Genomic DNA, 24232 nt, shown 5'->3' with positions numbered 1-24232 from the left:
ATGCCATTGCCTTCTCAACTCACCACGCATTCCCAGTCTGCTTTTGAGCAATTATTAGAGCATCAAAGTGAAGCTATCAATGCTTGGCCAGAGCCAATGATTGAAGATCTTAAACGTGTACTCGGTTTAAGTTGTTTTGTTGCTGATTGCTTACAGCGTGATACGGTTTTATCCAACTCCCTACCTGATATGCTGGCATGTGAAGAGCGTGCTGAAGGGTATCGTCAGCGATTAGCCGAGTTACTTTCTGGTTGTGCTGATGAAATGAGTGGCCAGCGTGTGCTGCGTCAATTCCGTAATCGAGAAATGACCTACATTGCTTGGCGTGATTTTTTGGGTGCGTGGGAGCTAGAGCAGAGCTTAAGCCATCTATCGATGTTGGCAGAGGCGATGATCTTCGAGACCTATCAGTGGCAGTACGATATTTGCTGTAAAGAGTGGGGCACACCTTGTAATGATCTGGGTGAAGCGCAGCCGATGTTGATCATCGGTATGGGCAAGCTTGGTGGCGGTGAGCTTAATTTCTCTTCTGATATCGATCTGATTTTTACTTACCCTGAGAATGGTGAAACACAAGGTGCACGACGAAGTATCGCCAACGCCCAATTTTTCACGCGTTTAGGGCAACGGATTATCAAGGCGCTTGATCAGCAAACCTTTGATGGATTCTGTTATCGAGTAGACATGCGTCTGCGTCCATTCGGTGAGAGTGGTCCACTGGTCATGAGTTACGCTGCGCTAGAAGATTATTATCAAGAACAAGGCCGAGATTGGGAACGCTACGCGATGGTTAAGGCGCGAGTGATGGGTAGTGAAATGTACCCTGAATATCAAGAGCTTCGCCAGATGTTGCGCCCGTTTGTGTTTCGTCGTTATATCGATTTCAGTGCGATCCAATCTCTGCGTCGAATGAAGTCGATGATCAGCAGTGAAGTTCGCCGTCGTGGCCTTTCCAATAACATCAAGCTTGGTTCTGGTGGTATTCGTGAAGTTGAATTTATTGCGCAAGTTTTTCAATTGATTCGTGGCGGGCGCGAGCCTAGCCTGCGTGGTCGAGGGTTACTAGAAACGTTAAGTGCTATTGAGTCTCTCAATTTATTAGAGACCAAAGAAGTCGGTCATTTACGTGAGGCCTACCTGTTTTTACGTCGCCTTGAAAACCTATTGCAAGCGATGTCTGACAAGCAAACTCAAACCTTACCAGATGGTGAGTTCGAGCAACTGCAGCTCGCTGTCGCAATGCAATTTGCTGATTGGGATAGTTTGATTACGGCAACTCGTGTTCATATGGCGAATGTACATACTGTTTTCGAAGATCTGATTGGTGTCGATGAAGACGACGCCAATCCAATCGCGAGTCACTTTAGTGAACTGTGGGATATGGCCCATAAACAAGACGTGATTGAGCAGGTTCTTGAGCATGACATCGCGATTGCTAACCCGCTGGAAGCGGCGAAAACCATTATCCAATTTAAAGCGGATTTAGCGAAGAAAACCCTTGGCCCACGTGGACGGGAGGTTTTAAATCGCTTGATGCCTAAAGTGTTCCAAGCGTTGTACACCGCCAAGGATGCAGAGTTTGGTTTATCTCGAGTGTTGCACCTTCTCCATAAAATAGTCACGCGCACCACGTACCTTGAGCTATTGGATGAACACCCAGCCGCGTTAACTCAGTTAGTTCGTTTATGTACTGCGAGCCCGATGATTTCGGAGCAGCTTGGCCGTTATCCAATTCTATTAGATGAACTTATTGACCCTCAACAACTCTATAATCCAGTACCTTTAGAGTCTTACAAGACTGAGCTGAGAGATTACCTAGCTCGAATTCCTGAAGATGATATGGAGCAACAGATGGAAGGTCTGCGTCAGTTTAAGCAGACTTGTATCTTGAGGATTGCAGCCGCGGATATTGCAGGTGCTCTGCCTGTCATGAAGGTCAGTGATCACCTGACCTATTTAGCCGAAGCGATTGTTGAGGCGGGTATTAACCAAGCGTGGCTGCAAGTGTCAGCTAAGTTCGGTGAGCCCACTCATGTGAAAGACCGAGAAGGCCGTGGTTTTGCGGTTGTCGGCTATGGCAAGGTCGGCGGTTGGGAGCTGGGCTATAACTCAGACCTTGATATTGTCTTCATGCACGACTGCCCGGTACACATCTATACTGACGGTAAGAAAGAGATTGATGGACGCCAGTTCTATTTAAGATTGGCACAACGAATTATTCATATTTTCTCAACGAGAACCGCTTCCGGTATTTTGTATGAGGTCGATACTCGTCTGCGCCCTTCTGGTGCCTCTGGTCTATTGGTTAGTCCAACCGATGCCTTTGACGAGTATCAGCACAATGATGCGTGGACTTGGGAGCACCAAGCTCTAACTCGTGCTCGCATGATTTACGGCGATGACTTATTGGCTTCGGCATTCAACAAAACTCGCCATGAGGTTCTGTGCTTGGCTCGTGATGAGGCAACACTCAAAAAGTCCGTTGTGGATATGCGTGAAAAAATGCGCGGTCATTTAGGCGGTAAAAAAGCCGATCGGTTCATGCTGAAACAAGATGCGGGCGGTATTACTGATATTGAGTTCTTGGCGCAATATTTAGTGCTGAGATACAGCAACGAAAAACCTAAGCTCACCCGTTGGTGTGACAATGTACGAATCTTTGAAAGCTTGTTGTCACAGGGGATTATGGACGAGCAGCAAGGCATGGCATTAACCAATGTCTATACGACGTTAAGAGATGAAATCCATCATCGTAATCTACTCAACCTTGATGCGGATGTGGCGATTGAGAAGTTTGAGATGGAAAGAGAACATGTTGTTCAAGCATGGAAGCAATGGATGGAAGCTTAACCAAGTCATAACGTAGTGACTGATGTGTCTATCTTGATAGGCTTTTACTCATTTATCTATAGTTTAGCCACTGTAATCAGTGTGCTAGACTCTAGCCAGATTCGATTTTTGGAGATCCATAATGAAACCAATTCTACCTGACTACAGCCAATCAGGCGTTCTTGTTGTCGGTGACGTAATGCTTGACCGTTACTGGTATGGCCCAACTGGCCGTATTTCACCAGAAGCACCTGTACCCGTTGTGAAAGTAGAAAATAACGAAGAGCGTCCTGGTGGTGCTGCCAACGTAGCAATGAATATTGCCTCTCTTGGTGGGCATGCTCATATCGTTGGTTTGACTGGAAAAGATGAGCCTGCTGAGGTGTTAAAAAACACCCTAGGTGCACTAAAAGTTAAATGTGATTTCGTTGAGTTAGAAGACTATCCAACTATTACTAAATTGCGAGTGATGAGCCGAGGACAACAGCTAATCCGCCTTGATTTTGAAGACAAATTTGAGAACACGGATCCCGAGCTTGTTTTGTCTCGCATGGAGCAAGCGCTTCCTAATGTACGTTCGGTGATCCTATCTGATTACGCAAAAGGTGCCTTGGAGCATGTGCAAAGTTTTATTCAAAAAGCACGTGCGGCAAAGGTTCCGGTATTCATTGACCCGAAAGGCGCAGACTTTGAACGTTACCGTGGTGCGACTTTGCTTACGCCTAATATGGCTGAGTTCGAACTGGTTGCGGGCAAAGTAAAATCTGAAGAAGAAATGATCGAAAAAGGACTCGCGTTAATCGAAGAGTTTGATTTCGAGGCTTTGTTGGTAACGCGCAGCGAACATGGTATGACTTTGCTTCGCAAAGGTTTGGAGCCATTCCACTTGCCGACTCAAGCGAAAGAAGTGTATGACGTGACAGGTGCGGGTGATACGGTTATCTCGGTACTCGCGGCTTCTGTTGCTGCTGGTAAGCCACTAGATGAAGCGTGTGCATTAGCGAACGCTGCTGCAGGTGTGGTAGTTGGCAAACTTGGTACATCTACGTTGTCTACGATTGAGTTAGCGGAAGCGATTCATGGTAGCCAAGACACTGACTACGGCGTTATCTCTGAAGCGGCACTGGTTGAAGCGGTGAAACGTGCTCGTGCGAAAGGCGAGAAAGTAGTTATGACTAATGGTTGCTTTGATATTCTGCATGCCGGCCATGTTTCTTACATGAACCACGCGGCTGAGCTGGGTGATCGTTTGATCGTTGCAGTGAATACTGATGAATCAGTCAAACGTTTGAAAGGTCCAGGTCGCCCAGTGAACCCAACGGATCGTCGTATGGCGGTATTGGCTGGCTTAGGCGCGGTTGATTGGGTGGTTCCGTTTTCTGAAGATACACCTCAACGTTTGATCTCTGAGGTTCTACCAAGCATTCTAGTGAAAGGTGGTGATTACAAACCTGAAGAGATTGCTGGTGGTGAAGAAGTGATTGCGGCTGGTGGTGAAGTGAAAGTACTTAACTTTGAAGATGGTTGCTCTACGACTGAAATCATTAAAGCGATTAAAGGTGGTCGAGGCTAACTCTTAGCCTTCTCGTTTTCTAGCCTCAAGGCTTAACCTTTGAGTTAGGTTGAGAATTAGCTTTTAATCGATAATAAAAATGCCGCTCAATGAGCGGCATTTTTGTAACGGTAACTGAGTAATTAAGAATTACTTACTTGCTACTTTTAGACCTGCGTTTACATCAACAATGTCTTGTTCGCTTAGTGTACCAACCGCTTGACGAAGCTGAAGTACACTTAGGATGTAGTTGTAACGAGCATCTGAAAGGTTTTTGTTCGCATCGTATAGACGACGAGTCGAATCTAGTACGTCGACGATAGTACGAGTACCTACATCAAAACCTGCTTCTGTTGCTTCTAGAGCAGACTGAGCAGAAACAACAGACTGTTCGTAAGCGCGTAGAGCGCCGATCGAAGCTGTGATGTTGTTGTTGAATGCACGTACGTCTTTTACAACGCTACGGTAAGTTGCTTCTAGATCTTCACTTGCAGCAACGTAGTTGTATTCTGCCTGTTTAGTCAAAGAAGTCGTGTTACCACCTGTATATAGAGGCACAACTAAGTTCAAACCTAGGTTTAGGTTGTCTTGGTCGTAATCATTTGAGCTGTTTGATTGATCTGCAAGAGAGTAGCTACCATCTAACGTTAAGCTTGGTAGGTGACCAGAACTTGCTAGTGTGATGTTGTCTTTTGCTACATCTTGAGAAATACGAGAGGCTAAAAGGCTCAGGTTCTTTTGCTCTGCTTGCTCAACCAGTGCAGCAGCAGATTCAGAAGATTTGCTTGCTGAGAAACGATCAGTGTCTAGGATGCTTAGGTTAGAGTGTTCCTGACCTGTAATCTCACGTAGACCTTCGTAGTTATTAATCAGAGTGTTCTCTGCTAACACTTCGTCAGCCAATACGCCATCGTACTGAGCTTGTGCATCATGTACATCGGTGATTGCTGAAAGACCGACTTCAAAACGTTGCTTTGTTTGTTCTAGTTGACGAGCAACTGCGGCTTTCTCTGCACGAACAAATTCTAGGTTATCTTGAGCTCGAAGTACTTCAAAGTATGCCGTTGCTACACGTAGGATCAAAGCTTGTTGCTCTGCCGCGTACGCTGAATCAGATTGACGAGCAGTTTTCTCTGCCGTGTCTAGCGTGATCCATGAAGAGCGTTGGTAGAGCTCTTGAGAAAAGTAAATCCCAGCTCCCCATTGGTTATTGTCATTGTTTTTATCGCTTAAATCACCACGGTTGATATCGTAGTTAGCTCTTAAATCAATTTGTGGTAGCAAATCACTACGGCTTGACGTTACTGCTTCAAAAGCGGCATCGCGCTGCGCTGCGGAACGAAGAAGTTGTGGATCGTTCTGTTTTGCTTGGTCGTAAACTTCAGCTAGCGTATCAGCAAAAGCTGACGAACTCAGGCTGCCGATTGCTGCACTGATAAATAGTGGAAGCAGTTTTTTCATTTTCCTATTCCTGCCTTTAATGGAATTTTCTTCAAAAGAGTTTAACCCAGTTTGGTGGTAATTTACTCGAAACTTTGCACTTTTTTACAGTTAACTGTCCACTTGTGCAATATTTATTTTTTAAAACTTAACTTTAATTATAAATTTTATATAAAAAGTTGAACCTTATCCTTGGTAGTTAACTCGGACAATGAGTAAACTATAAAGATCACTTAGTGAGGTACCAAATGCAACAGTATGACAATCAACGACATGAGTTTACTCCGCAAGATGTGGAAATAGTCTCAAAAGAGACGCTGTTTCGTGGTTTTTTCAAAATGGTTAAGTACACATTTAAACATAGACTGTTTGAGGGCGGCTGGAGCCAACCAATAGAACGAGAGATGTTTGAGCGTGGACATGCTGCCGCTTTGCTACCTTATGATCCTGTGCGTGACGAAGTAGTGATCGTCGAGCAGATTCGTGTCGGTGCTCTAGAGCATGAGAACCCATGGCAATACGAAATTGTTGCTGGGATCATTGATACCGATGAATCACCGCAAGATGTCGCTCGTCGTGAAGCAATGGAAGAAGCTGGAGTCGAAGTCGGATCTGTATTTCCGATTACTTCGTATTACCCTTCATCTGGCGGTTGCTCAGAAAAGCTCGATGTCTTTGTTGGCTGTGTTGATGCAACGACAGCCAAAGGGGTACACGGATTGGACTACGAAGGTGAAGACATTCGTGTGCAAGTGATGAGTCGTGAAGCGGCTTATCAGTTGGTAAAAGACGGTGTGTTTGAAAATGGTGCCACGATCATTGCGCTACAGTGGCTACAATTGAACTACCAAGAATTACAGTCAGAGTGGATAGATTAACGTCATGCCAAATATAGCAGTCAAAAAACCGTATCATGTTGATCTTGCTGAATTGATGCGAGTTTACGAGACTAACTATGCCAAACTTAACGCTCTGTTACCGGTTGGGCATGAGGTTGGTGACGTTCGCTGTTACCAAGCCGTTAATATGGTGTATCAATTGACAGTGAATGAGGTCACAAAATACACCACTTTAATAGATATATGTCAGAGTGACGCGATGCCAGTGTTTCCTTTGCCAAAAATGTCTGTCAGGCTATATCACGACGCTCGAGTTGCAGAAGTGTGCGCTAGCGGGGATTTTTCGCGAGTTAAAGCGAAATATGACTACCCCAACACTAAGCTTTTGCAAAAGGACGAGAAATTTCAATTGAATAAATTTCTTGGGGAATGGTTAACGTTTTGTTTAAAAACGGGTATCAGCCGAACCCCAATTGCCTTTTAATTGAACCTACTTAAACAACACTTTTAAAGTCTAAACAGTAACGTATCTGGATTTGTTATTTTGGAATTATCACACACTTCAAAATTTGATGAGAGCACTATTAAGCTTGTGCAGCTAACGGACACGCATTTATTTGCGCCGAGCAATGGCAGCTTATTAAGCATCAACACTCAAGATAGCTTTCGTGCTGTAGTCGATGGCATTGTTAGTCAGGGCTTTGACTATCAAGCGATTCTAGCTACCGGTGATATATCTCAAGATCACAGTGCTGAGTCGTACCAGAAATTTGAGTCAGGGATAAAGCCTTTGGAAAAGCCATGTTACTGGCTACCCGGGAACCATGACTTCAAGCCTAATATGGGCAGTGTTTTACCATCACCACAAATACAGTGTGTTGAGCATGTCTTGCTAGGCGATAACTGGCAGATGGTTATGCTGGACTCTCAAGTGGTGGGTGTACCTCACGGGCGCCTTAGTGATCAGCAACTTGATCTACTAGAACAAAAGCTGACTGAATTCCCTAAGCGTAACACCTTGGTTTTGCTGCACCACCACCCTTTATTGGTCGGTAGTGCGTGGCTTGATCAACATAACCTGAAAGATGCTGAGCAGTTTTGGGATGTGGTTCAACAGCACACCAATGTAAAAGCGATACTTTGTGGTCATGTTCATCAAGATATGAATCGCAATCATCATGGTGTACAAGTCATGGCAACCCCATCGACTTGTGTTCAATTCAAACCAAACTCGAACGATTTTGCGGTTGATACTTTATCTCCTGGCTGGCGAGAGATTGAATTGCACCAAGATGGTACGGTAACTACGCAGGTTCGCCGTTTGCCTAATGGGCAGTTCTCGCCAGATTTTGATGCAGGTGGTTACTAATATGCCGGATTTTAATCAGCAAACCGCTAAGCCATCGTTGCTTCTCTATATTCACGGTTTTAACAGTTCATCACGTTCTCACAAAGCGAACGTAATGGCTGATTACTGTGCGAAGCATCGCGCGGATATTAAAGTCGTAACGCCTCAACTACCGAGCTTCCCTCAGCAAGCAGCTCTGCATTTACAGCAGCTGGTGGAGCAATATAAAGATCAATATCAGATCGCGTTAGTCGGTAGTTCGTTGGGTGGCTATCTTTCAACATGGTTAAATAGTCATTATGGTTTCAAGGCGGTGGTTGTAAATCCAGCCGTGAAGCCGTATGAGCTTCTTGCTGATTATTTAGGTGAGCAAGTAAACCCATATACAGATGAACGATATGTGCTGGAAACAAAGCATATCGATGAACTGAAGGCGTTAGAGGTTCCGGCTATCGCTAAGCCGAGTGACTTCTGGTTACTTCAGCAAACGGAAGACGAAGTTCTGGATTACCGACAAGCGGTAGAGAAGTACCAAGGTGCGACACAGACAGTAGAAGAGGGCGGGGATCATAGCTTTGTTGATTTTGAACGTTACCCACAACAAATCGTCACTTTTCTAAACCTCTAATCTGTTTCATCAACAGAGTGATTTTCTCTTGTTTGCCTGTTATTTCATCTATCAATGGTGAAATATCATAGTTTGATGTCTTAGTTTTTGAACTAGCTTGACATCATTACTCAGCTTCCAGACTATATTCCCCAATACTTCGCTCGTTCGCTCTACTATGAAGGTTCATAGTAATGATTCTGCTTTAGTGAAACTAGAGCCAGCGAACAGACGCAAACTTTTTGAGTAAACTCCGTATTATGACTGAACAATATAATGCAAAAGACCTCGAGGTACTTGAAGGTCTCGATCCCGTGCGACACCGCCCGGGAATGTATACAGAGACAGAAAGACCAAACCACCTTGCCCAAGAAGTCATTGATAACTCGGTCGATGAAGCACTAGCGGGACACGCTAAGAAAATTAAAGTTGTGCTTCATGCTGACCAATCGTTAGAAGTTACTGATGATGGCCGTGGTATGCCGGTTGATATCCACCCTGAAAAAGGCATCTCGGGTGTTGAGCTGATTTTAACTAAGCTCCACTCAGGCGGTAAATTTTCAAACAATAACTATAAGTTTTCAGGTGGTTTGCACGGGGTAGGTATCTCGGTGGTAAACGCGCTGTCAAAACGCGTTGAAGTAACGGTTCGTCGTGACGGTCAGGTACATGAAATCGCCCTTGAGGGTGGTCATGCCGTAACCGACCTTACGGTTACGGGGACTTGTGGTCATCGCAATACCGGTACTACCGTGCATTTCTGGCCAGATCCAAAATACTTCGATAGCTCTAAGTTCTCTGTTTTACGCCTTATTAATAACCTGCGAGCTAAAGCCGTACTTTGCCCTGGTTTAGAAATCACCTTTATCGACAAGGTTGGCGGTGAAGAACATAAATGGTTCTATGAAGACGGTCTAAAAGACTACCTTGCTGAAGGTGTGAAAGGTTATACCTTATTGCCTGAAGAACCTTATGTTGGCGAATTCGTTGCTGAAACGGAAATGGCGAACTGGGCGATCATTTGGCAGCCAGAAGGCGGTGATATGATCACCGAAAGTTATGTGAACTTAGTACCAACTAAGCAAGGTGGTACACACGTAAACGGTCTTCGACAGGGTCTGCTTGATGCAATGCGTGAGTTCTGTGAGTTCCGTAATCTTCTCCCTCGTGGCGTTAAGTTGACGGGTGATGACATTTTTGACCGTTGTTCTTACGTTCTATCTGTGAAGATGCAAGATCCACAATTTGCGGGTCAAACAAAAGAGCGCTTATCTTCTCGTCAAACTGCTGCGTTTGTGTCTGGTGTAGTGAAGGATGCTTTCAGCTTGTGGCTGAATGAAAAGCCTCAGCTAGCAGAATTACTTGCAGAAGCTTGTATTGCTAACGCACATCGTCGTATGCGCGCAAGCAAAAAGGTTGTACGTAAAAAGATTGCTTCTGGACCTGCACTGCCGGGTAAGCTAACCGACTGCTCGGTTCAAGATTTAAGCCGTACCGAAATCTTCTTCGTGGAAGGGGATTCGGCGGGTGGTTCTGCTAAACAAGCACGTGATCGTGAGTTCCAAGCGGTTATGCCACTTCGCGGTAAGATCCTAAATACGTGGGAAGTGTCAGCAGACCAAGTATTGGCTTCACAAGAAGTACATGATATTTCAGTTGCTCTGGGCATCGACCCAGATAACGATGATTTGTCAGGCCTGCGTTACGGTAAGATCTGTATCCTTGCCGATGCGGACTCGGATGGTCTTCATATCGCGACACTGCTATGTGCACTATTTACTCGCCATTTCCATGCATTGGTTGAAGCGGGTCATATCTATGTGGCAATGCCTCCTCTGTATCGTATCGATTGCGGTAAAGAAGTGTTCTACGCACTCGATGACTCAGAGAAAGATGGTGTGCTTGAGCGACTGTCGCAGAAGAAAGCCAAAATCAACGTGCAACGATTTAAAGGTCTGGGTGAAATGAACCCACTTCAGTTACGTGAAACCACTATGGATCCAAATACTCGTCGTCTTGTTCAATTAACGATTGATGACAACGACGCGACCAACGAGATGATGGACATGCTGCTTGGTAAAAAACGTGCAGATGATCGCCGTACATGGCTACAGACTAACGGTGATATGGCCGAGGTATAATGGATGTCTAACGAAATTACATATGATGGCGTTGAACAGCTGCCAATGCGCAAGTTCACCGAAGATGCCTACTTAAATTACTCAATGTACGTGATCATGGATCGTGCATTACCGTATATCGGTGATGGCTTGAAGCCAGTACAGCGTCGTATTATCTACGCGATGTCTGAGCTGGGCCTATCCGCTGCATCGAAATACAAAAAATCAGCACGTACCGTTGGTGACGTATTAGGTAAGTATCACCCACACGGTGACTCTGCTTGTTACGAAGCGATGGTATTGATGGCGCAGCCTTTCTCTTACCGCTACCCATTGGTGGATGGTCAAGGTAACTGGGGTGCTCCGGACGACCCGAAATCGTTCGCTGCGATGCGTTATACCGAAGCAAAACTGTCAAAGTTTGCGGAAGTTCTGCTTGGTGAATTAGGTCAGGGAACCGTTGATTGGCAACCCAACTTTGATGGCACGATGAAAGAGCCTCAGATGTTGCCAGCACGCCTTCCTCATATCTTACTTAACGGCATTACAGGTATTGCGGTTGGTATGGCGACCGACATCCCGCCTCACAATGTACGTGAAGTGGCGAACGCGGCGATTCATTTGATTGATACGCCGAAAGCTGAACTTCCAGATGTGATGGGTTTCATTCAAGGCCCTGATTACCCGACAGAAGCTGAAATTATTTCGCCGAAGTCGGACATTGAAAAGATCTACCGTACAGGCCGTGGCAGCATAAAAATGCGCGCGGTATGGCACAAGGAAGGCTCTGATATCGTTATCACGTCTTTACCTCATCAAGTGTCAGGTGCGAAGTTACTTGAGCAAATTGCGAACCAGATGCGAGCTAAGAAGCTGCCTATGGTTGACGACTTGCGTGATGAATCAGATCACGAGAATCCAACGCGTATCGTCGTGGTTCCTCGTTCAAACCGTATCGACTGTGACCAACTGATGAGTCACTTATTCGCGTCGACGGATTTAGAGAAAAACTTCCGCGTTAACTTGAACATGATTGGTTTAGATAACCGTCCTCAAGTTAAAGGCTTAGTTCAAATCCTGAAAGAGTGGATTGAGTTCCGTCGCACGACCGTTCGTCGTCGTTTGCAGTACCGTTTAGATAAAGTACTGGCACGCTTGCATATCTTAGAAGGCTTACTTGCCGCTTATCTAAATATTGATGAAGTGATTGAAATCATTAGAACAGAAGACGAACCATGTCCTGTTTTGATGAACCGTTTCAACATTTCTGAAATTCAAGCCAATGCGATACTCGATATTAAACTTCGTAACTTAGCTAAGTTAGAAGAATTTAAAATTCGAGCTGAGCAAGAAGAGCTTGAAGCTGAACGTGAAAAGCTTGAAAAGCTACTCGGTTCAGAGCGTCGCTTGAATACCCTGATCAAAAAAGAAATCCAAGCAGATGCAGATAAATACGGCGATGATCGTCGCTCACCGTTGATTGAGCGTGCTGAAGCGAAAGCGCTAACAGAACGTGACTTAGTACCAAGCGAACCAATTACGGTTGTGTTGTCTGAGAAAGGTTGGATTCGTCATGCTAAAGGGCATGAAGTTGACGCTGAAGGCTTGAACTACAAATCAGGTGATAAATTCTTAGCAAGCACTAAGGGTAAGAGTAACCAACAAGCGGTGTTCCTCGGCAGTGATGGCCGAAGCTACTCCCTTGAATCTCACTCACTGCCATCGGCACGAAGCCAAGGTGAGCCAATTACAGGCCGCTTGAACGTCAGCCCTGGTACTTCTATTCGCCAAGTGGTGATGGGAGAGAATGAACAGCTATGGTTAGTCGGTTCTGATGCGGGTTATGGTTTTGTTTGTAAAGGTAGCGATCTGCTGTCTAAGAACAAGAGCGGTAAAGCGTTGGTTAACTTGCCACAAGCTTCTGAAGTGATGTTGCCAAGCCCGATTGCTGACTTGGACTCTAACCAGATTCTGGCGATTACTAACCAAGGTCGTATGTTGTTGTTCCCGATTAAAGACCTACCTCAGTTGAGCAAAGGTAAGGGTAACAAGATCATCAACATTCCTTCTGCGAAAGCAAAAGAGCGTGAAGAGTTTGTCTCGCATCTAATGGCTATCCCAGAGAATGCGACGCTGACAATCTATGCGGGTAAACGCAAACTTGGCTTGAAACCTGCGGATCTTGAAAATTTCCGTGGTGAACGTGGTCGTCGTGGTGGTTTACTACCTAGAGGACTACAACGAGTGACGCGCATTGATATCGATGAACCTAGCGACGCTTAGCTATGACACGTAGCTATGACACTTAGCTCTTACGCTTAGTTATATAGTTAGTTTTCATTGAGTTTATAATTCGCTTGATTGATAAAAGAAAACCCAGCTTAAGAGCTGGGTTTTTTGTGTCTGGAAGTTTAACAGTGTGGGGTCGCTAACTTCATGTTAGCAATCAACATACGTATATAGGCTACAGGCGTGTATCTTCAGCGATAGTCACCTTGAGGGTCTTGTTTTCACCTTTGCGTAATACACCAACATCAATGACAGTACCTGGGCGCAGGTCAGTAACAATGTCCATTACGCTCTGTCGTCCGCTAATCTGGGTATTATTGATGCTGACAATAATATCTTGTGCTTCAAAGCCTGCATCAGCCGCAGGACCGTTCGGGTCTATCCCGAGTACCACAATACCGCCGATATTCTTATTGCCGAGTAAGCGTGACGTCACCGAGTTGATGTCTTGTCCGTCTATGCCAATATAACCACGAATCACACGACCATCAGCGATGATTTTTTGCATGATTTTATTCGCTAGTGGGTAGGGGATAGCAAATGAAATCCCGTAGGTTTCCATGTCGGTAGCTTGTTGGAAAGACGCGGTATTGATACCGACTAACTCACCTTGTGAATTGACAAGTGCACCACCGGAGTTACCTTCATTGATTGCCGCATCGGTCTGGATAAAGGCTTGATGACCATCTGCACTGATTGAAGAGCGACCTGTTGCCGAGATAATACCAAAGGTTGTGGTTTGACCTAGGTTATACGGGTTACCGATAGCGAGAACCACATCTCCGACATTTGCAGTGTAATCTTGGTTCAGTGGAATCACTGGTAAGTTGTCACCGCTGACTCTGAGTATCGCGATATCGGTGCGCTTGTCTGAACCGACAAGCTGTGCGGCGGCTACTCGTCCGTCTTGAAGTGCCACAACTATTTGGTCGGCTTGAGCAACAACGTGAAAGTTGGTAATGATGTAGCCTTTTTCGCTAACAATGACTCCTGAACCCAAACCTTGAGTCAGTAGCTTATTGCGATCGCTTTCTGCGTATTTACGACTATAAATATTGACCACAGCGGGTGCAGCACGTCGCACCGCTTGGTTAAATGAGATCTGAAGAGAGCCAATATTATCGACTTGAGGACTAGTGACATCTGAAACTATAGCTGGCCTTAAGCTCGGAAATGCGAGAAGAATAAGTGCCGCTGAAACGAGTCCAAGGGAAATAGAACGAAATAGAAAGGACAGCATGTTTCCCTCTTCAACAAGTAAGGTATGGAGCATCCGTCAATGGATGACTGACTTGATTACGAGTGAAGCATAGCATTTTGATTGATCTAAAGAAAAGGGAGACTGAGTAAGTTTAAAGCAAACTTACTGAGCCTCCCTGTAATTGCGCTGACGTATGACTATCGAATAACTAGATAGATAGTCCTGTCGCCTCTTTGGATATTAAGCGCCAACACGCCAGGTTGTTTTTCAAGAATCTTTCTAAATTCAGCAAGGTTCTTAACGGGTTGGCGGTTTACCCCGATGATGATGTCATCTTTAAGAAGTTGATAGGCTTCTGCTGGCGAACCTTGAGCGACACTTGATACCTTGACGCCTGTCGTTGAGTCGCTGTCGGTTGTGTTAGTGAGCTCTGCACCGGCAAGTCCTTCATGGAGTTTTTCAGCTTGTGTCTTACTATTGGTGGATTCACCCAGAGTCACATCAAAGGTCATATTCTTTCCGTCACGAACGACACCAAGTTCGATCTGTTTACCTGCGCCGAGGGTTGCGACTTTGGCTCTTAACTCGCTAAAAGTATCAATACGCTTACCATTAATAGAGACAATAACATCGCCCGCTTTCAGTCCGGCTTTGTCCGCAGCACTGTCGGGTACAATTTGGCTGACAAAGGCACCTTTGCTGGATTCATAACCAAGCGCTTCCGCCAATTCAGAGGTGACCTCTCCGCCTTGAACACCCAGCATACCGCGTTTTACTTCACCGAAATCGAGAATTTGTTCTGTCAGGTTTTTCATCATATTGGATGGGATTGCAAAGCCGATACCGACATTACCTCCGTTAGGGCCAAGGATAGCCGTGTTGATACCAATCAGCTCACCGTTGAGATTCACTAACGCACCTCCAGAGTTACCACTGTTGATAGCGGCATCGGTTTGAATGAAGTTTTCAAAGTTCTCTAGATTTAGGCCGCTACGACCGAGTGCAGAAACGATCCCGGATGTCACGGTTTGACCGAGTCCAAATGGGTTGCCGATAGCGACACTGAAATCACCGACTCTTAACTTGTCGGAGTCTGCAACTTTTATCTGGGTAAGGTTCTTGGCTGTTTCGAGTTTTAATAGCGCGATATCCGACATCTGGTCGCCGCCGATCAGCTCGGCATCGTACTCTCGACCATCATGAAGTTTTACTTTGATATCGTCGGCACCATTGATGACATGGTAATTGGTGACAATATGGCCTTTCTTGGCATCAATGATCACACCAGAACCTAGCCCGCGGAATGGGCGTTCTCGTGTTTGTTCTGGACCAAAAAAGAATTGAAATTGTTCAGGGATTTGCTGACGTTGTACCTGTTTGCCTTCTACGGCAATACTAACCACAGCGGGGGTCACTTGTTCAAGCATAGGTGCAAGGCTTGGTAATTGTTCATTACCCACACTCAATGGCAGTGCGGCTGTTGCTTGAATGGGGGTGATGATTGAACTTAAGCTTAAAGTCAGTACCGATAAAGCAAGCAAAGGTTTTTTCATCATAAACTCCTCTCTAGTTTAGGTCTTAACCCTCTTATACGTTTAATAAGTATGAGAAGTTTCAAATGACCTGAGTGAAAGTTATGACTCAAAAACCTTTGTAAAGTTCACAGAAGTGTTAAATGTTTACGATGCTTTTGCTGTTACAACATCGGGAGCATCCATGATTTCTTTCTTCTGCTCTGTAAATAAACCCGTTGCGCCATTAGCGTAATCTTTCGGTTGTTCTTCAAGTGTCGCCTCTTTAACTGAAGGTTTGTCTTGTGGTTTATCCGAATGGGCTGCGGCTGTTTTCACAAATGGATTATCTTGCTCTGGCAGATTAGGGATCAGCTCTGAGCTTGTTTTTTCCATGTGTTGGTACAGTTTTGTGTAGTCCTTACCTAAGGTGTCCAACATTTCTGCTGATTTCGCAAAGTGGTCAGCTAGCTCTTGTCGCTGCTGTTCAAGGGCAAACTTTGCGCTATCTAATTCTTTCTGTACGTTCTTTTGTTTTTTGTATTCAGGTGTCATGAGACGAGAAATAGCGACCCCTAAAATAACTCCGACTAGTAAACCGGCAACGGCATACATCCAAGGCATAACAGCTCCTTATTATTGTTTTTTAACATGTTTGTTACTGCTTAGTTACACGTGATACGGCTCCATGGTACTATGAGAAAGCCGCAGTATAAAGAGAAATGCGTGTGCGCTAGTTAGCAGTTTGATGCTGCATTATTCACCGCATAGCGACATGTCTCGTACTGTTTGGGCTCATTTTTATTTGCTGTCTGATATTGCTTTCATTGTGGAAATGTCGTCATGAATCCCATTAAAAAATACGAACAAGATATAAAAGAACATGGATTTCAAAGAGATCCAGCGCAAGAGCAAGCCGTTAAATCTTTAGATGAACTCTTTCATCAATTCCAAGATTACATGAATACGCCTATTCCTCAACTGACTCGATTCCAGAAATTAATGGGCAAAAAGCCAGAACTGCCAGAGCCACCAAAAGGCCTCTATTTTTGGGGTGGCGTCGGGCGCGGTAAAACGTACTTAATGGATACGTTCTACGATGCCTTACCGACCACAAAAAAAATGCGTGTTCACTTTCACCGCTTTATGTATCGAGTCCATGATGAGCTAAGGGCGCTAGGTAATGTTAGCGACCCGTTGCCTTTAGTCGCAGATAAGTTGAAAGAAGAAGCGGATATTATCTGTTTTGATGAATTCTTTGTTTCAGACATCACGGATGCCATGATCTTAGGAACTTTGTTCCAAGAGTTATTCGCTCGCAACGTTATCTTAGTCGCGACCTCTAATATTCCACCTGCGGATTTGTATCGTAACGGGTTGCAGCGAGCTCGCTTCTTACCCGCTATTAAGCTTATTCAAGGCAATTGCCATATTCTTAATGTCGATAGCGGAATCGATTATCGTCTTCGTACGTTAGAGCAGGCTGAGATCTATCATTACCCGCTGGATAGCCAAGCGAACATCAACCTCGAAACATATTACGCGCAGCTAGTTGGTGAAGATAAAGAGAAACTCAAACAGATTGAGGTCAATCACCGTCAACTGGATGTAGTCGAAGCAAGCGATGGTGTGCTACATGGTACGTTTGCTCAGCTTTGTCAGTCGGCTCGCAGCCAGAATGACTATATTGAGCTGTCTAGGGTTTATCACACGGTTCTGCTGGCTGATGTGTTGCAAATGGGTGCGACTTCAGATGACGCAGCAAGACGCTTCATTGCGTTAGTTGATGAGTTCTATGAGCGTAACGTGAAATTGATTATTTCAGCGGAAGTGGAGCTAGAAAAGCTATATACCCATGGTCAGTTAGAATTTGAGTTTAAACGTTGTCAGTCGCGTTTAATCGAAATGCAGAGCCATGAATATTTGGCAAAAGAACACTTAAGTTAGCTTTGATTATCTCGAATAAGAAAGAGAATTAAAAAAATCGTGATTTTGTTCAAAAAGAGGTGATTTTTTCTTCGCTCTTCTCTATAATCCTGCGACCTACCGTTACTGCGGGCCTCTAGCGATGAGTAAAATCACGTTATGCCAAGAGTTTTCCAACACTCGAAGGGGTGATGATGGTAACTCTTAGACAGTGGGAATACGCGAGTATTCCTTAAGTGTAAATTTTTTAAATAGGTAATTATTAGCATGAAAACTTTCGTTGCTAAACCAGAAACTGTAAAACGCGACTGGTATGTTGTAGACGCTGAAGGCAAAACTCTTGGCCGTCTAGCAAGTGAGATCGCTTCTCGCCTACGCGGCAAGCACAAAGCAGAATACACTCCTCACGTAGACACTGGTGATTACATCATCGTTGTTAACGCTGAGAAAGTAGCTGTGACTGGTAACAAAGCTAAGGGTAAGGTTTACTACCGTCACTCTGAGTTCCCAGGTGGTCTTAAGACTATCACTTTTGAAAAGCTAATTGCTAAGAAACCAGAAATGGTTCTTGAACTAGCAGTTAAAGGTATGCTTCCACGTGGTCCTCTAGGCCGCGCGATGTACCGTAAGCTTAAAGTATACGCTGGTACTGAGCACAACCATGTTGCTCAACAACCACAAGTACTAGACATCTAATTGGGGATTAAGACAATGGCAGAGAATCAATACTACGGCACTGGTCGTCGCAAAAGCTCAGCAGCTCGTGTTTTCATCAAACCAGGCTCTGGTGAGATCGTAATCAACAAGCGTAGCCTTGATGTTTACTTCGGTCGTCCAACTTCTCGTATGGTTGTTAAGCAACCTCTTGAGCTAGTTGAACTAACTGAGAAACTTGACCTTTACATCACTGTTTCTGGTGGTGGTATTTCAGGTCAAGCTGGCGCAATCCGCCACGGTATCACTCGTGCTCTTATGGAATACGATGAAACTCTACGTCCTGCTCTACGTGCAGCTGGCTATGTTACGCGTGACGCTCGTTGCGTTGAACGTAAGAAAGTTGGTCTACGTAAAGCACGTCGTAAACCTCAATTCTCTAAGCGTTAATTTTTCCTTACCGAAAAATACACGCGACCAGTTTTATTACTGGAATTGTGGTTCAAAGCTCGGCTATATGCCGGGCTTTTTGTCTTTCTGGCCCCCGCTAAACGCTTCCCCCTCCTCGTTTTATTCCTAAATTCTTATATTTTGAAAGCTTTTGTAACCCAATGTGCGCTTTGCCTCATGATTGTTACAAAAAGGTAGCTTTATCTTGTCAAAAAGTAGGGTTTTATTTATCATTTGCCGTCAATAAATAGAACTAAATACATATTTTGTTAGCCATGCTCTTTAATCGGAATTATTTCAATCCATAAGGAGCAAATGGGAGAATGTTTGGATGAGCAACGCGCCTTTAAATAACGGTCGCAGGCGTTTCTTAACCGCAACAACAGCCGTTGTTGGTGGTTTGGGAGCAGCTGCTGTAGCCGTGCCTTTTATTAAATCATGGAACCCGAGTGCCAAAGCGAAAGCTGCGGGCGCGCCGGTGGAAGTGGAAGTCAGTAAGTTAGAACCGGGACAAATGGTTCGTGTCGAGTGGCAAGGTAAACCTGTATGGGTTGTACGCCGTGCTGAGTCGGTACTAGAGAACCTAAAAGCGATCGGTGGTCAACTTCGTGACCCTCAATCTGAAACTGAACAACAACCAGACTACGCACAGAACGAGTTTCGTTCTATTAAGCCGGAGTTCTTCATTGCTGTTGGTTTCTGTACGCACTTAGGTTGTTCTCCAACTTACCTGCCAGATTCTTTTGCAGAACAAGTTCAGGGCGTTAAGTCTGGTTTCTTCTGTCCTTGTCATGGTTCAAAGTTTGATATGGCAGGTCGAGTATTCCAAGGCGTACCAGCTCCATTGAACCTTGTAGTGCCAAAGCATATGTATTTGAGTGACACTAAGATCATGATCGGTGTGGACGAGGGAGACGCATAATGCAAGGATTGCTTGATTGGGTAGAAAAACGTCTACCCGCAATGAATGCTTATAAAAAGCATTTATCTGAATACCCAATGCCTAAGAACTTTAACTTTTGGTACCTTTTCGGTTCTTTGGCAATGTTGGTACTGGTTAACCAAATCCTTACAGGTATTTGGCTAACAATGAACTACGTTCCGTCTGGTGATGGCGCATTTGCATCTGTTGAATACATCATGCGTGATGTGGAATACGGCTGGTTACTGCGTTACATGCACTCGACAGGTGCTTCGGCATTCTTCGTGGTTATCTACCTGCATATGTTCCGTGGTCTAATCTACGGTTCTTACCAAAAGCCTCGTGAGCTACTTTGGCTCTTCGGTATGCTGATCTTCTTAGTGCTTATGGCTGAGGCTTTCATGGGTTACTTACTACCATGGGGGCAAATGTCTTACTGGGGTGCTCAGGTAATCATTTCTCTGTTTGGTGCGATTCCTGTTATTGGTGATGACCTAACGCTTTGGATCCGTGGTGATTACATCATCTCTGGTGCAACGCTGAACCGTTTCTTCGCACTGCACGTTATCGCTCTACCAATCGTACTTCTGCTGCTTATCGTACTTCACGTACTAGCACTGCACGAAGTGGGTTCGAACAACCCAGACGGTATCGAGACTAAGCTTCCTAAAGGCACAATGGGCGACGACTACAAAACTCAGTTCCCATTCCACAAGGATTACACTAAGAAATACGACATCATTGACTCTGTTCCTTTCCACCCATACGGGACGGTGAAAGATATGGTCGGTGTTGCTGGTTTCCTATTCTTGTTCTGTTACGTGCTGTTCTTTAATCCAGAGATGGGTGGATACTTCCTTGAGCCGCCTAACTTCGAAGCTGCTAACCCACTGAAAACACCTGAGCATATTGCTCCAGTTTGGTACTTCACGCCGTTCTACGCTGTACTTCGTGCTGTTCCTGATAAGCTGATAGGTGTAGTTGCAATGGGTGCATCTATTGTTGTGCTATTCCTACTGCCATGGTTCGACCGTTGTAAAGTGCGCTCTTACCGTTACCGTAGCAAACTGCATTTGATTAACATCATCCAATTCACAATAAGCTTTATTGCGCTTGGTGTACTTGGTGCGCTTCCAGCAACGCCAACGTATACGCTACTGGCTCAGATCTTTAGCTTAGGTTATTTCATGTTCTTCGTTCTACTGTGGTTCTACAGTAAAAATGAAGCGACGAAACCATTACCAGAAAGGGTGACATTCAAATGAAAAAGTGGATTGTAATTTTATTTGCTATGTTGCCGTCACTGGCGATGGCAGCGGGTGCAGGCGTACCATTAGACAAAGCAAACAATGATTTAACAGATAAAGCCTCATTGCAAAATGGCGCTAAGATGTTCATGAACTACTGTTTTGCTTGTCACTCAACGCAGTACCAGCGTTATGAACGTGTTGCGAATGATTTAGAGATCCCTGTAGATCTAATGAAGGAAAACCTGATTTTCGACCCTGAAGCGAAAATCGGTAGCTTGATGGTTAATGCTATGCCCTCTGATCAAGCGGCAAGTTGGTTTGGTGCTCCGCCACCAGATCTAACTTTGGTTGCTCGTGTTCGTGGCGCAGATTGGCTATACACGTACCTTCGTACCTTCTATGAAGACCCATCTCGTCCGTTTGGCGTGAACAACATTGTTTTCCCAAGTGTTGGTATGCCGCACGTTCTTGAAGAGCTGCAAGGTATTCCAACACCAATCTACGATACTCATATGGTAGATGGCGAGGAAGTGACAACTGTTGTTGGTACTGAAACTGACGGTTCTGGCGAATTAAGTGCTGGTGAATACGACGAAGCAGTTCGTGACCTTGTTAACTTTTTGGTTTACTCGGGCGACCCAGTTCAACTTGAGCGTCATGCAATGGGTTGGTGGGTAATGGCCTTCTTAGTAATCTTCACTATCATCGTGATTTTGCTGAAGAAAGAGTATTGGCGTGATGTGCACTAATTGTGCTATAATACCGTGCTAATTCCCAAATTATGTTAATGTTCAATGGAGGCTTTAGGCCTCCATTGTTTTTATTTAAAGTGTACTGGAGGGCTCCATGGCTGTAGCTGCCAATAAACGTTCTGTAATGACTCTTTTCTCAAGTGCTTCTGATATGTATAGCCATCAGGTGCGCATTGTTCTTGCTGAAAAAGGCGTAAGTGTTGAAGTTGAGTTGGTTGATGAAAAAAATCTACCAGCAGAGCTTGTTGAACTGAACCCGTACAAATCAGTACCTACTCTTATTGATCGTGAGCTTGCTTTATATGACTCAAAGATCATTATGGAGTACTTAGATGAGCGTTTCCCTCATCCACCGTTGATGCCTGTATACCCGGTTGCTCGTGGTAATAGTCGTCTAATGATGTACCGCATTGAGCGTAACTGGTATTCAGTTGCAGAGAAGATCGTTAAAGGCAACGCTGAAGAATCTGAAGCAGCTCGCGTTAAACTGCGCAACGACCTACTGACTCTTGCTCCTATCTTCGCTGAGTATGAATACTTCATGAGCGAAGAGTTTAGCCTAATTGATTGTTACCTAGCTCCGCTACTATGGCGTTTACCTGAGCTTGGTATCGAATTAATTGGCCCTGGTTCTAAAGAGCTTAAGATTTACATGAACCGCGTATTCGAACGTGATTCATTCCTAGCTTCTCTAACTGAAGCTGAGCGTGAGATGCGACTCGTTCGCTAAGCGTTTATGGATATTTCAAATATGACTCCACGCCGACCATATATGCTTCGTGCATTTTATGAATGGCTGGTTGATAACGAATTAACTCCACACCTTGTTGTTGAAGCAACATTACCGGGTGTAAGAGTTCCAGAAGAGTTTGTTCAAGATGGTCAGATCATTCTGAACATCGCGCCTCGTGCGGTTGGACAACTTGAACTGGGTAACGAAGCTGTGACGTTTAGTGCTCGCTTTAGTGGTCGTCCACACTCTGTGATCGTGCCGCTTTACGCAGTACAAGCGATTTATGCTCGTGAGAATGGTGCTGGTACCATGTTTGAACCTGAAGAGGCTTACATGGAATCTTTTGAAGAAGGGATTGAAGAAAGCCCTTTTGAAGAACAAGAGAAAGGCCCATCTTTGAGCGTAGCAACGGCAGACGTAGATGCTGAAGAGCCTGACTCAGATCCTGAGCCTCCTCGTCCAGCAAAAGGTCGCCCAAGCCTTCGTGTTATCAAATAACGTTTAACGTTAGCTAAATAACGACTCAAATAAAAAAGCAGCGACTCGTCGCTGCTTTTTCTTTTCTGCTAAATAGCATTTAATTGGCTTGCTTAAGGCTAGTTAACGGCCGTCTCTTCTTCGCCATATTCAAACGCTCGAATCACCTGCTTTACGCCTGAAACATTACGCGCAACTTCTGTCGCGATATCAGCATGCTCTCTAGATACTAACCCAAGTAAAAACACCTCTGAATCTTCAGTGATGACTTTAACCTTGATGCCGTTGAGATCAGCGTTTGCAAGAAGGGCTGATTTCACCTTGGTAGTAATCCAGCTGTCGTTACTTATAGCACTGATGGTCAATGGCTCTTTTACTCGCACCTGATTATGGATGCTTTCTACACCTGCCACTTCTTTGGCTTGGTTTTCAAACGCGCGGCGCTCTGAGTCAGTGGTCGCTTGCCCCATCAATACAACCGAACCTCGGTAAGAGCTCGCTGTGATACGAACGTTGCCACGATATGGCTGCTTGTTGGTGATGGCTGCGACTTCAAATTCGATATTGTTATCGTTCCAGATTTGTTTGGTGGTTCGTGTGTCAGTGACTAAGTTCGCTGTGGTTGCAGCACCAGCAATGAAAATGCCAGCACAACCAGACAGGGACAGTGTAAGTAGCGAAACACTAATCAGCTTAAACAGCCTCATAGAGGTTAATGATTTCATTGTGATGCTCCGTATATCACTCTTCGTGAGCAGGGAAGAGTACTTGATCGATTAGGTCACATAGGCAATGCAGTGTCACCATGTGTACTTCATGAATGCGTGCTGTACGGTGTGAAGGGATACGAATTTCTACATCGTGTTCGCCAAGTAAGCCTGCCATTTCACCACCATCTTTACCCGTAAAGGCGATGATCGTCATGTCACGTGTTACCGCTGCTTCCATCGCTTTGATGATGTTTTTGCTGTTACCGCTAGTAGAGATAGCCAGTAAAATATCGCCAGTTTGACCAAACGCACGTACCTGCTTAGAGAAGATCTCTTCGTAGTGATAGTCGTTGGCTACTGCCGTTAGCGTGGTGTTGTCTGCTGTGAGAGCCATTGCCGGGAGGCTAGGGCGCTCGGTTTCAAAGCGATTAAGTAGGCACGATACAAATTGCTGAGCATTCGACGCCGAACCACCATTACCACAACAAAGAATTTTGTTTCCGTTAAGCAAGGTCGCAACCATTGCTTGAGCGGCATGCGTAATTGCGTCTGGCAGTGCTTCTGCAGCCGCAATTTGGATCTGAATACTTTCTGTAAAACTTTCTTTAATGCTGTCTAGCAT

General features: G+C 45.0%; 22 protein-coding genes. 16 read left to right on the top strand and 6 right to left on the bottom strand.

Going from position 1 to position 24232, the window contains the following annotated elements:
- A complete protein-coding gene (gene glnE / locus AACU28_RS22455; protein WP_004735956.1) occupies positions 1-2850 on the top strand; it encodes a bifunctional [glutamate--ammonia ligase]-adenylyl-L-tyrosine phosphorylase/[glutamate--ammonia-ligase] adenylyltransferase in 2850 nt (949 codons plus the stop codon).
- A gap of 121 nt (positions 2851-2971) precedes the next feature.
- Entirely contained in the window at positions 2972-4402 is a 1431-nt protein-coding gene (gene hldE, locus AACU28_RS22450; RefSeq protein ID WP_017087492.1) for a bifunctional D-glycero-beta-D-manno-heptose-7-phosphate kinase/D-glycero-beta-D-manno-heptose 1-phosphate adenylyltransferase HldE, read from the top strand.
- A 129-nt stretch (positions 4403-4531) separates the two neighbouring features.
- On the opposite strand, the gene tolC is transcribed toward hldE, so the two are convergent.
- Entirely contained in the window at positions 4532-5842 is a 1311-nt protein-coding gene (tolC, locus tag AACU28_RS22445) for an outer membrane channel protein TolC (protein WP_017067235.1), read from the bottom strand.
- A 227-nt stretch (positions 5843-6069) separates the two neighbouring features.
- Here tolC and nudF point away from each other — a divergent pair, with 227 nt between their 5' ends.
- From nudF to parC, 6 genes are all read left to right on the top strand, one after another.
- Positions 6070-6699 carry an ADP-ribose diphosphatase gene (nudF, locus tag AACU28_RS22440; protein ID WP_121603610.1) on the top strand — a complete coding sequence of 210 codons (630 nt, stop codon included), beginning with the start codon at positions 6070-6072 and terminating at the stop codon, positions 6697-6699.
- Positions 6700-6703: 4 nt separating this feature from the next.
- Positions 6704-7144, top strand: a complete 441-nt coding sequence (locus AACU28_RS22435; RefSeq protein WP_008222561.1) for a DUF1249 family protein — start codon at positions 6704-6706, stop codon at positions 7142-7144.
- Between the two features lie 60 nt (positions 7145-7204).
- Positions 7205-8029, top strand: coding sequence for a 3',5'-cyclic-AMP phosphodiesterase (gene cpdA, locus AACU28_RS22430; RefSeq protein ID WP_121603609.1), 825 nt, complete (start codon positions 7205-7207; stop codon positions 8027-8029).
- A 1-nt stretch (position 8030) separates the two neighbouring features.
- Entirely contained in the window at positions 8031-8636 is a 606-nt protein-coding gene (gene yqiA, locus AACU28_RS22425; RefSeq protein WP_121603608.1) for an esterase YqiA, read from the top strand.
- A gap of 239 nt (positions 8637-8875) precedes the next feature.
- Positions 8876-10756, top strand: a complete 1881-nt coding sequence (gene parE / locus AACU28_RS22420) for a DNA topoisomerase IV subunit B (protein WP_017077669.1) — start codon at positions 8876-8878, stop codon at positions 10754-10756.
- A gap of 3 nt (positions 10757-10759) precedes the next feature.
- Entirely contained in the window at positions 10760-13018 is a 2259-nt protein-coding gene (gene parC, locus AACU28_RS22415) for a DNA topoisomerase IV subunit A (RefSeq protein WP_004736005.1), read from the top strand.
- A gap of 181 nt (positions 13019-13199) precedes the next feature.
- Here parC and degS read toward each other — a convergent pair whose 3' ends face one another.
- The 3 genes from degS to zapG all read right to left on the bottom strand — a co-directional run bounded on the left by degS (position 13200) and on the right by zapG (position 16360).
- Positions 13200-14264, bottom strand: a complete 1065-nt coding sequence (degS, locus tag AACU28_RS22410; RefSeq protein WP_004736004.1) for an outer membrane-stress sensor serine endopeptidase DegS — start codon at positions 14262-14264, stop codon at positions 13200-13202.
- Between the two features lie 158 nt (positions 14265-14422).
- Entirely contained in the window at positions 14423-15778 is a 1356-nt protein-coding gene (locus AACU28_RS22405) for a Do family serine endopeptidase (RefSeq protein WP_004736003.1), read from the bottom strand.
- Positions 15779-15904: 126 nt separating this feature from the next.
- Entirely contained in the window at positions 15905-16360 is a 456-nt protein-coding gene (zapG, locus tag AACU28_RS22400; protein ID WP_004736002.1) for a Z-ring associated protein ZapG, read from the bottom strand.
- 219 nt (positions 16361-16579) lie between these two features.
- Here zapG and zapE point away from each other — a divergent pair, with 219 nt between their 5' ends.
- The 8 genes from zapE (at position 16580) to sspB (ending at position 22921) form a co-directional block, all read left to right on the top strand.
- On the top strand, positions 16580-17683 hold the full coding sequence (zapE, locus tag AACU28_RS22395) for a cell division protein ZapE (protein ID WP_017077674.1): 1104 nt from the start codon (positions 16580-16582) through the stop codon (positions 17681-17683).
- A gap of 246 nt (positions 17684-17929) precedes the next feature.
- Complete coding sequence (gene rplM / locus AACU28_RS22390) at positions 17930-18358, top strand: 50S ribosomal protein L13 (RefSeq protein ID WP_010434689.1); 429 nt, start codon at positions 17930-17932, stop codon at positions 18356-18358.
- 15 nt (positions 18359-18373) lie between these two features.
- Entirely contained in the window at positions 18374-18766 is a 393-nt protein-coding gene (gene rpsI, locus AACU28_RS22385) for a 30S ribosomal protein S9 (protein WP_004740758.1), read from the top strand.
- 331 nt (positions 18767-19097) lie between these two features.
- On the top strand, positions 19098-19688 hold the full coding sequence (gene petA, locus AACU28_RS22380; RefSeq protein WP_017072804.1) for a ubiquinol-cytochrome c reductase iron-sulfur subunit: 591 nt from the start codon (positions 19098-19100) through the stop codon (positions 19686-19688).
- Positions 19688-20953 carry a cytochrome b gene (locus tag AACU28_RS22375; RefSeq protein ID WP_004729830.1) on the top strand — a complete coding sequence of 422 codons (1266 nt, stop codon included), beginning with the start codon at positions 19688-19690 and terminating at the stop codon, positions 20951-20953. The genes petA and AACU28_RS22375 overlap by 1 nt, the downstream gene beginning before the upstream one ends.
- Positions 20950-21687, top strand: a complete 738-nt coding sequence (locus tag AACU28_RS22370; protein ID WP_004729828.1) for a cytochrome c1 — start codon at positions 20950-20952, stop codon at positions 21685-21687. The genes AACU28_RS22375 and AACU28_RS22370 overlap by 4 nt, the downstream gene beginning before the upstream one ends.
- A 97-nt stretch (positions 21688-21784) precedes the next feature.
- Complete coding sequence (gene sspA / locus AACU28_RS22365) at positions 21785-22420, top strand: stringent starvation protein SspA (protein ID WP_010434700.1); 636 nt, start codon at positions 21785-21787, stop codon at positions 22418-22420.
- A 6-nt stretch (positions 22421-22426) separates the two neighbouring features.
- Complete coding sequence (gene sspB, locus AACU28_RS22360; protein WP_017087501.1) at positions 22427-22921, top strand: ClpXP protease specificity-enhancing factor; 495 nt, start codon at positions 22427-22429, stop codon at positions 22919-22921.
- 98 nt (positions 22922-23019) lie between these two features.
- Here sspB and AACU28_RS22355 read toward each other — a convergent pair whose 3' ends face one another.
- On the bottom strand, positions 23020-23625 hold the full coding sequence (locus tag AACU28_RS22355; RefSeq protein ID WP_004729818.1) for a BON domain-containing protein: 606 nt from the start codon (positions 23623-23625) through the stop codon (positions 23020-23022).
- A gap of 16 nt (positions 23626-23641) precedes the next feature.
- Entirely contained in the window at positions 23642-24232 is a 591-nt protein-coding gene (locus tag AACU28_RS22350) for a phosphoheptose isomerase (protein ID WP_004729817.1), read from the bottom strand.

Origin of the sequence: Vibrio sp. SBT000027 (genome assembly GCF_963894355.1) — a bacterium.
GTDB lineage: Bacteria > Pseudomonadota > Gammaproteobacteria > Enterobacterales > Vibrionaceae > Vibrio > Vibrio splendidus.
The sequence above is the reverse complement of the archived record's forward strand: the minus strand, read 5'-3'. Positions and strand labels throughout refer to the sequence as shown.

Coding starts and splice junctions, on each gene's coding strand:
- glnE (WP_004735956.1), top strand. CDS start 1: ATGCCATTGCCTTCTCAACTCACCACGCATTCCCAGTCTGCTTTTGAG.
- hldE (WP_017087492.1), top strand. CDS start 2,972: ATGAAACCAATTCTACCTGACTACAGCCAATCAGGCGTTCTTGTTGTC.
- tolC (WP_017067235.1), bottom strand. CDS start 5,842: ATGAAAAAACTGCTTCCACTATTTATCAGTGCAGCAATCGGCAGCCTG.
- nudF (WP_121603610.1), top strand. CDS start 6,070: ATGCAACAGTATGACAATCAACGACATGAGTTTACTCCGCAAGATGTG.
- AACU28_RS22435 (WP_008222561.1), top strand. CDS start 6,704: ATGCCAAATATAGCAGTCAAAAAACCGTATCATGTTGATCTTGCTGAA.
- yqiA (WP_121603608.1), top strand. CDS start 8,031: ATGCCGGATTTTAATCAGCAAACCGCTAAGCCATCGTTGCTTCTCTAT.
- parE (WP_017077669.1), top strand. CDS start 8,876: ATGACTGAACAATATAATGCAAAAGACCTCGAGGTACTTGAAGGTCTC.
- parC (WP_004736005.1), top strand. CDS start 10,760: ATGTCTAACGAAATTACATATGATGGCGTTGAACAGCTGCCAATGCGC.
- degS (WP_004736004.1), bottom strand. CDS start 14,264: ATGCTGTCCTTTCTATTTCGTTCTATTTCCCTTGGACTCGTTTCAGCG.
- AACU28_RS22405 (WP_004736003.1), bottom strand. CDS start 15,778: ATGAAAAAACCTTTGCTTGCTTTATCGGTACTGACTTTAAGCTTAAGT.
- zapG (WP_004736002.1), bottom strand. CDS start 16,360: ATGCCTTGGATGTATGCCGTTGCCGGTTTACTAGTCGGAGTTATTTTA.
- zapE (WP_017077674.1), top strand. CDS start 16,580: ATGAATCCCATTAAAAAATACGAACAAGATATAAAAGAACATGGATTT.
- rplM (WP_010434689.1), top strand. CDS start 17,930: ATGAAAACTTTCGTTGCTAAACCAGAAACTGTAAAACGCGACTGGTAT.
- rpsI (WP_004740758.1), top strand. CDS start 18,374: ATGGCAGAGAATCAATACTACGGCACTGGTCGTCGCAAAAGCTCAGCA.
- petA (WP_017072804.1), top strand. CDS start 19,098: ATGAGCAACGCGCCTTTAAATAACGGTCGCAGGCGTTTCTTAACCGCA.
- AACU28_RS22375 (WP_004729830.1), top strand. CDS start 19,688: ATGCAAGGATTGCTTGATTGGGTAGAAAAACGTCTACCCGCAATGAAT.
- AACU28_RS22370 (WP_004729828.1), top strand. CDS start 20,950: ATGAAAAAGTGGATTGTAATTTTATTTGCTATGTTGCCGTCACTGGCG.
- sspA (WP_010434700.1), top strand. CDS start 21,785: ATGGCTGTAGCTGCCAATAAACGTTCTGTAATGACTCTTTTCTCAAGT.
- sspB (WP_017087501.1), top strand. CDS start 22,427: ATGGATATTTCAAATATGACTCCACGCCGACCATATATGCTTCGTGCA.
- AACU28_RS22355 (WP_004729818.1), bottom strand. CDS start 23,625: ATGAAATCATTAACCTCTATGAGGCTGTTTAAGCTGATTAGTGTTTCG.
- AACU28_RS22350 (WP_004729817.1), bottom strand. CDS start 24,232: ATGCTAGACAGCATTAAAGAAAGTTTTACAGAAAGTATTCAGATCCAA.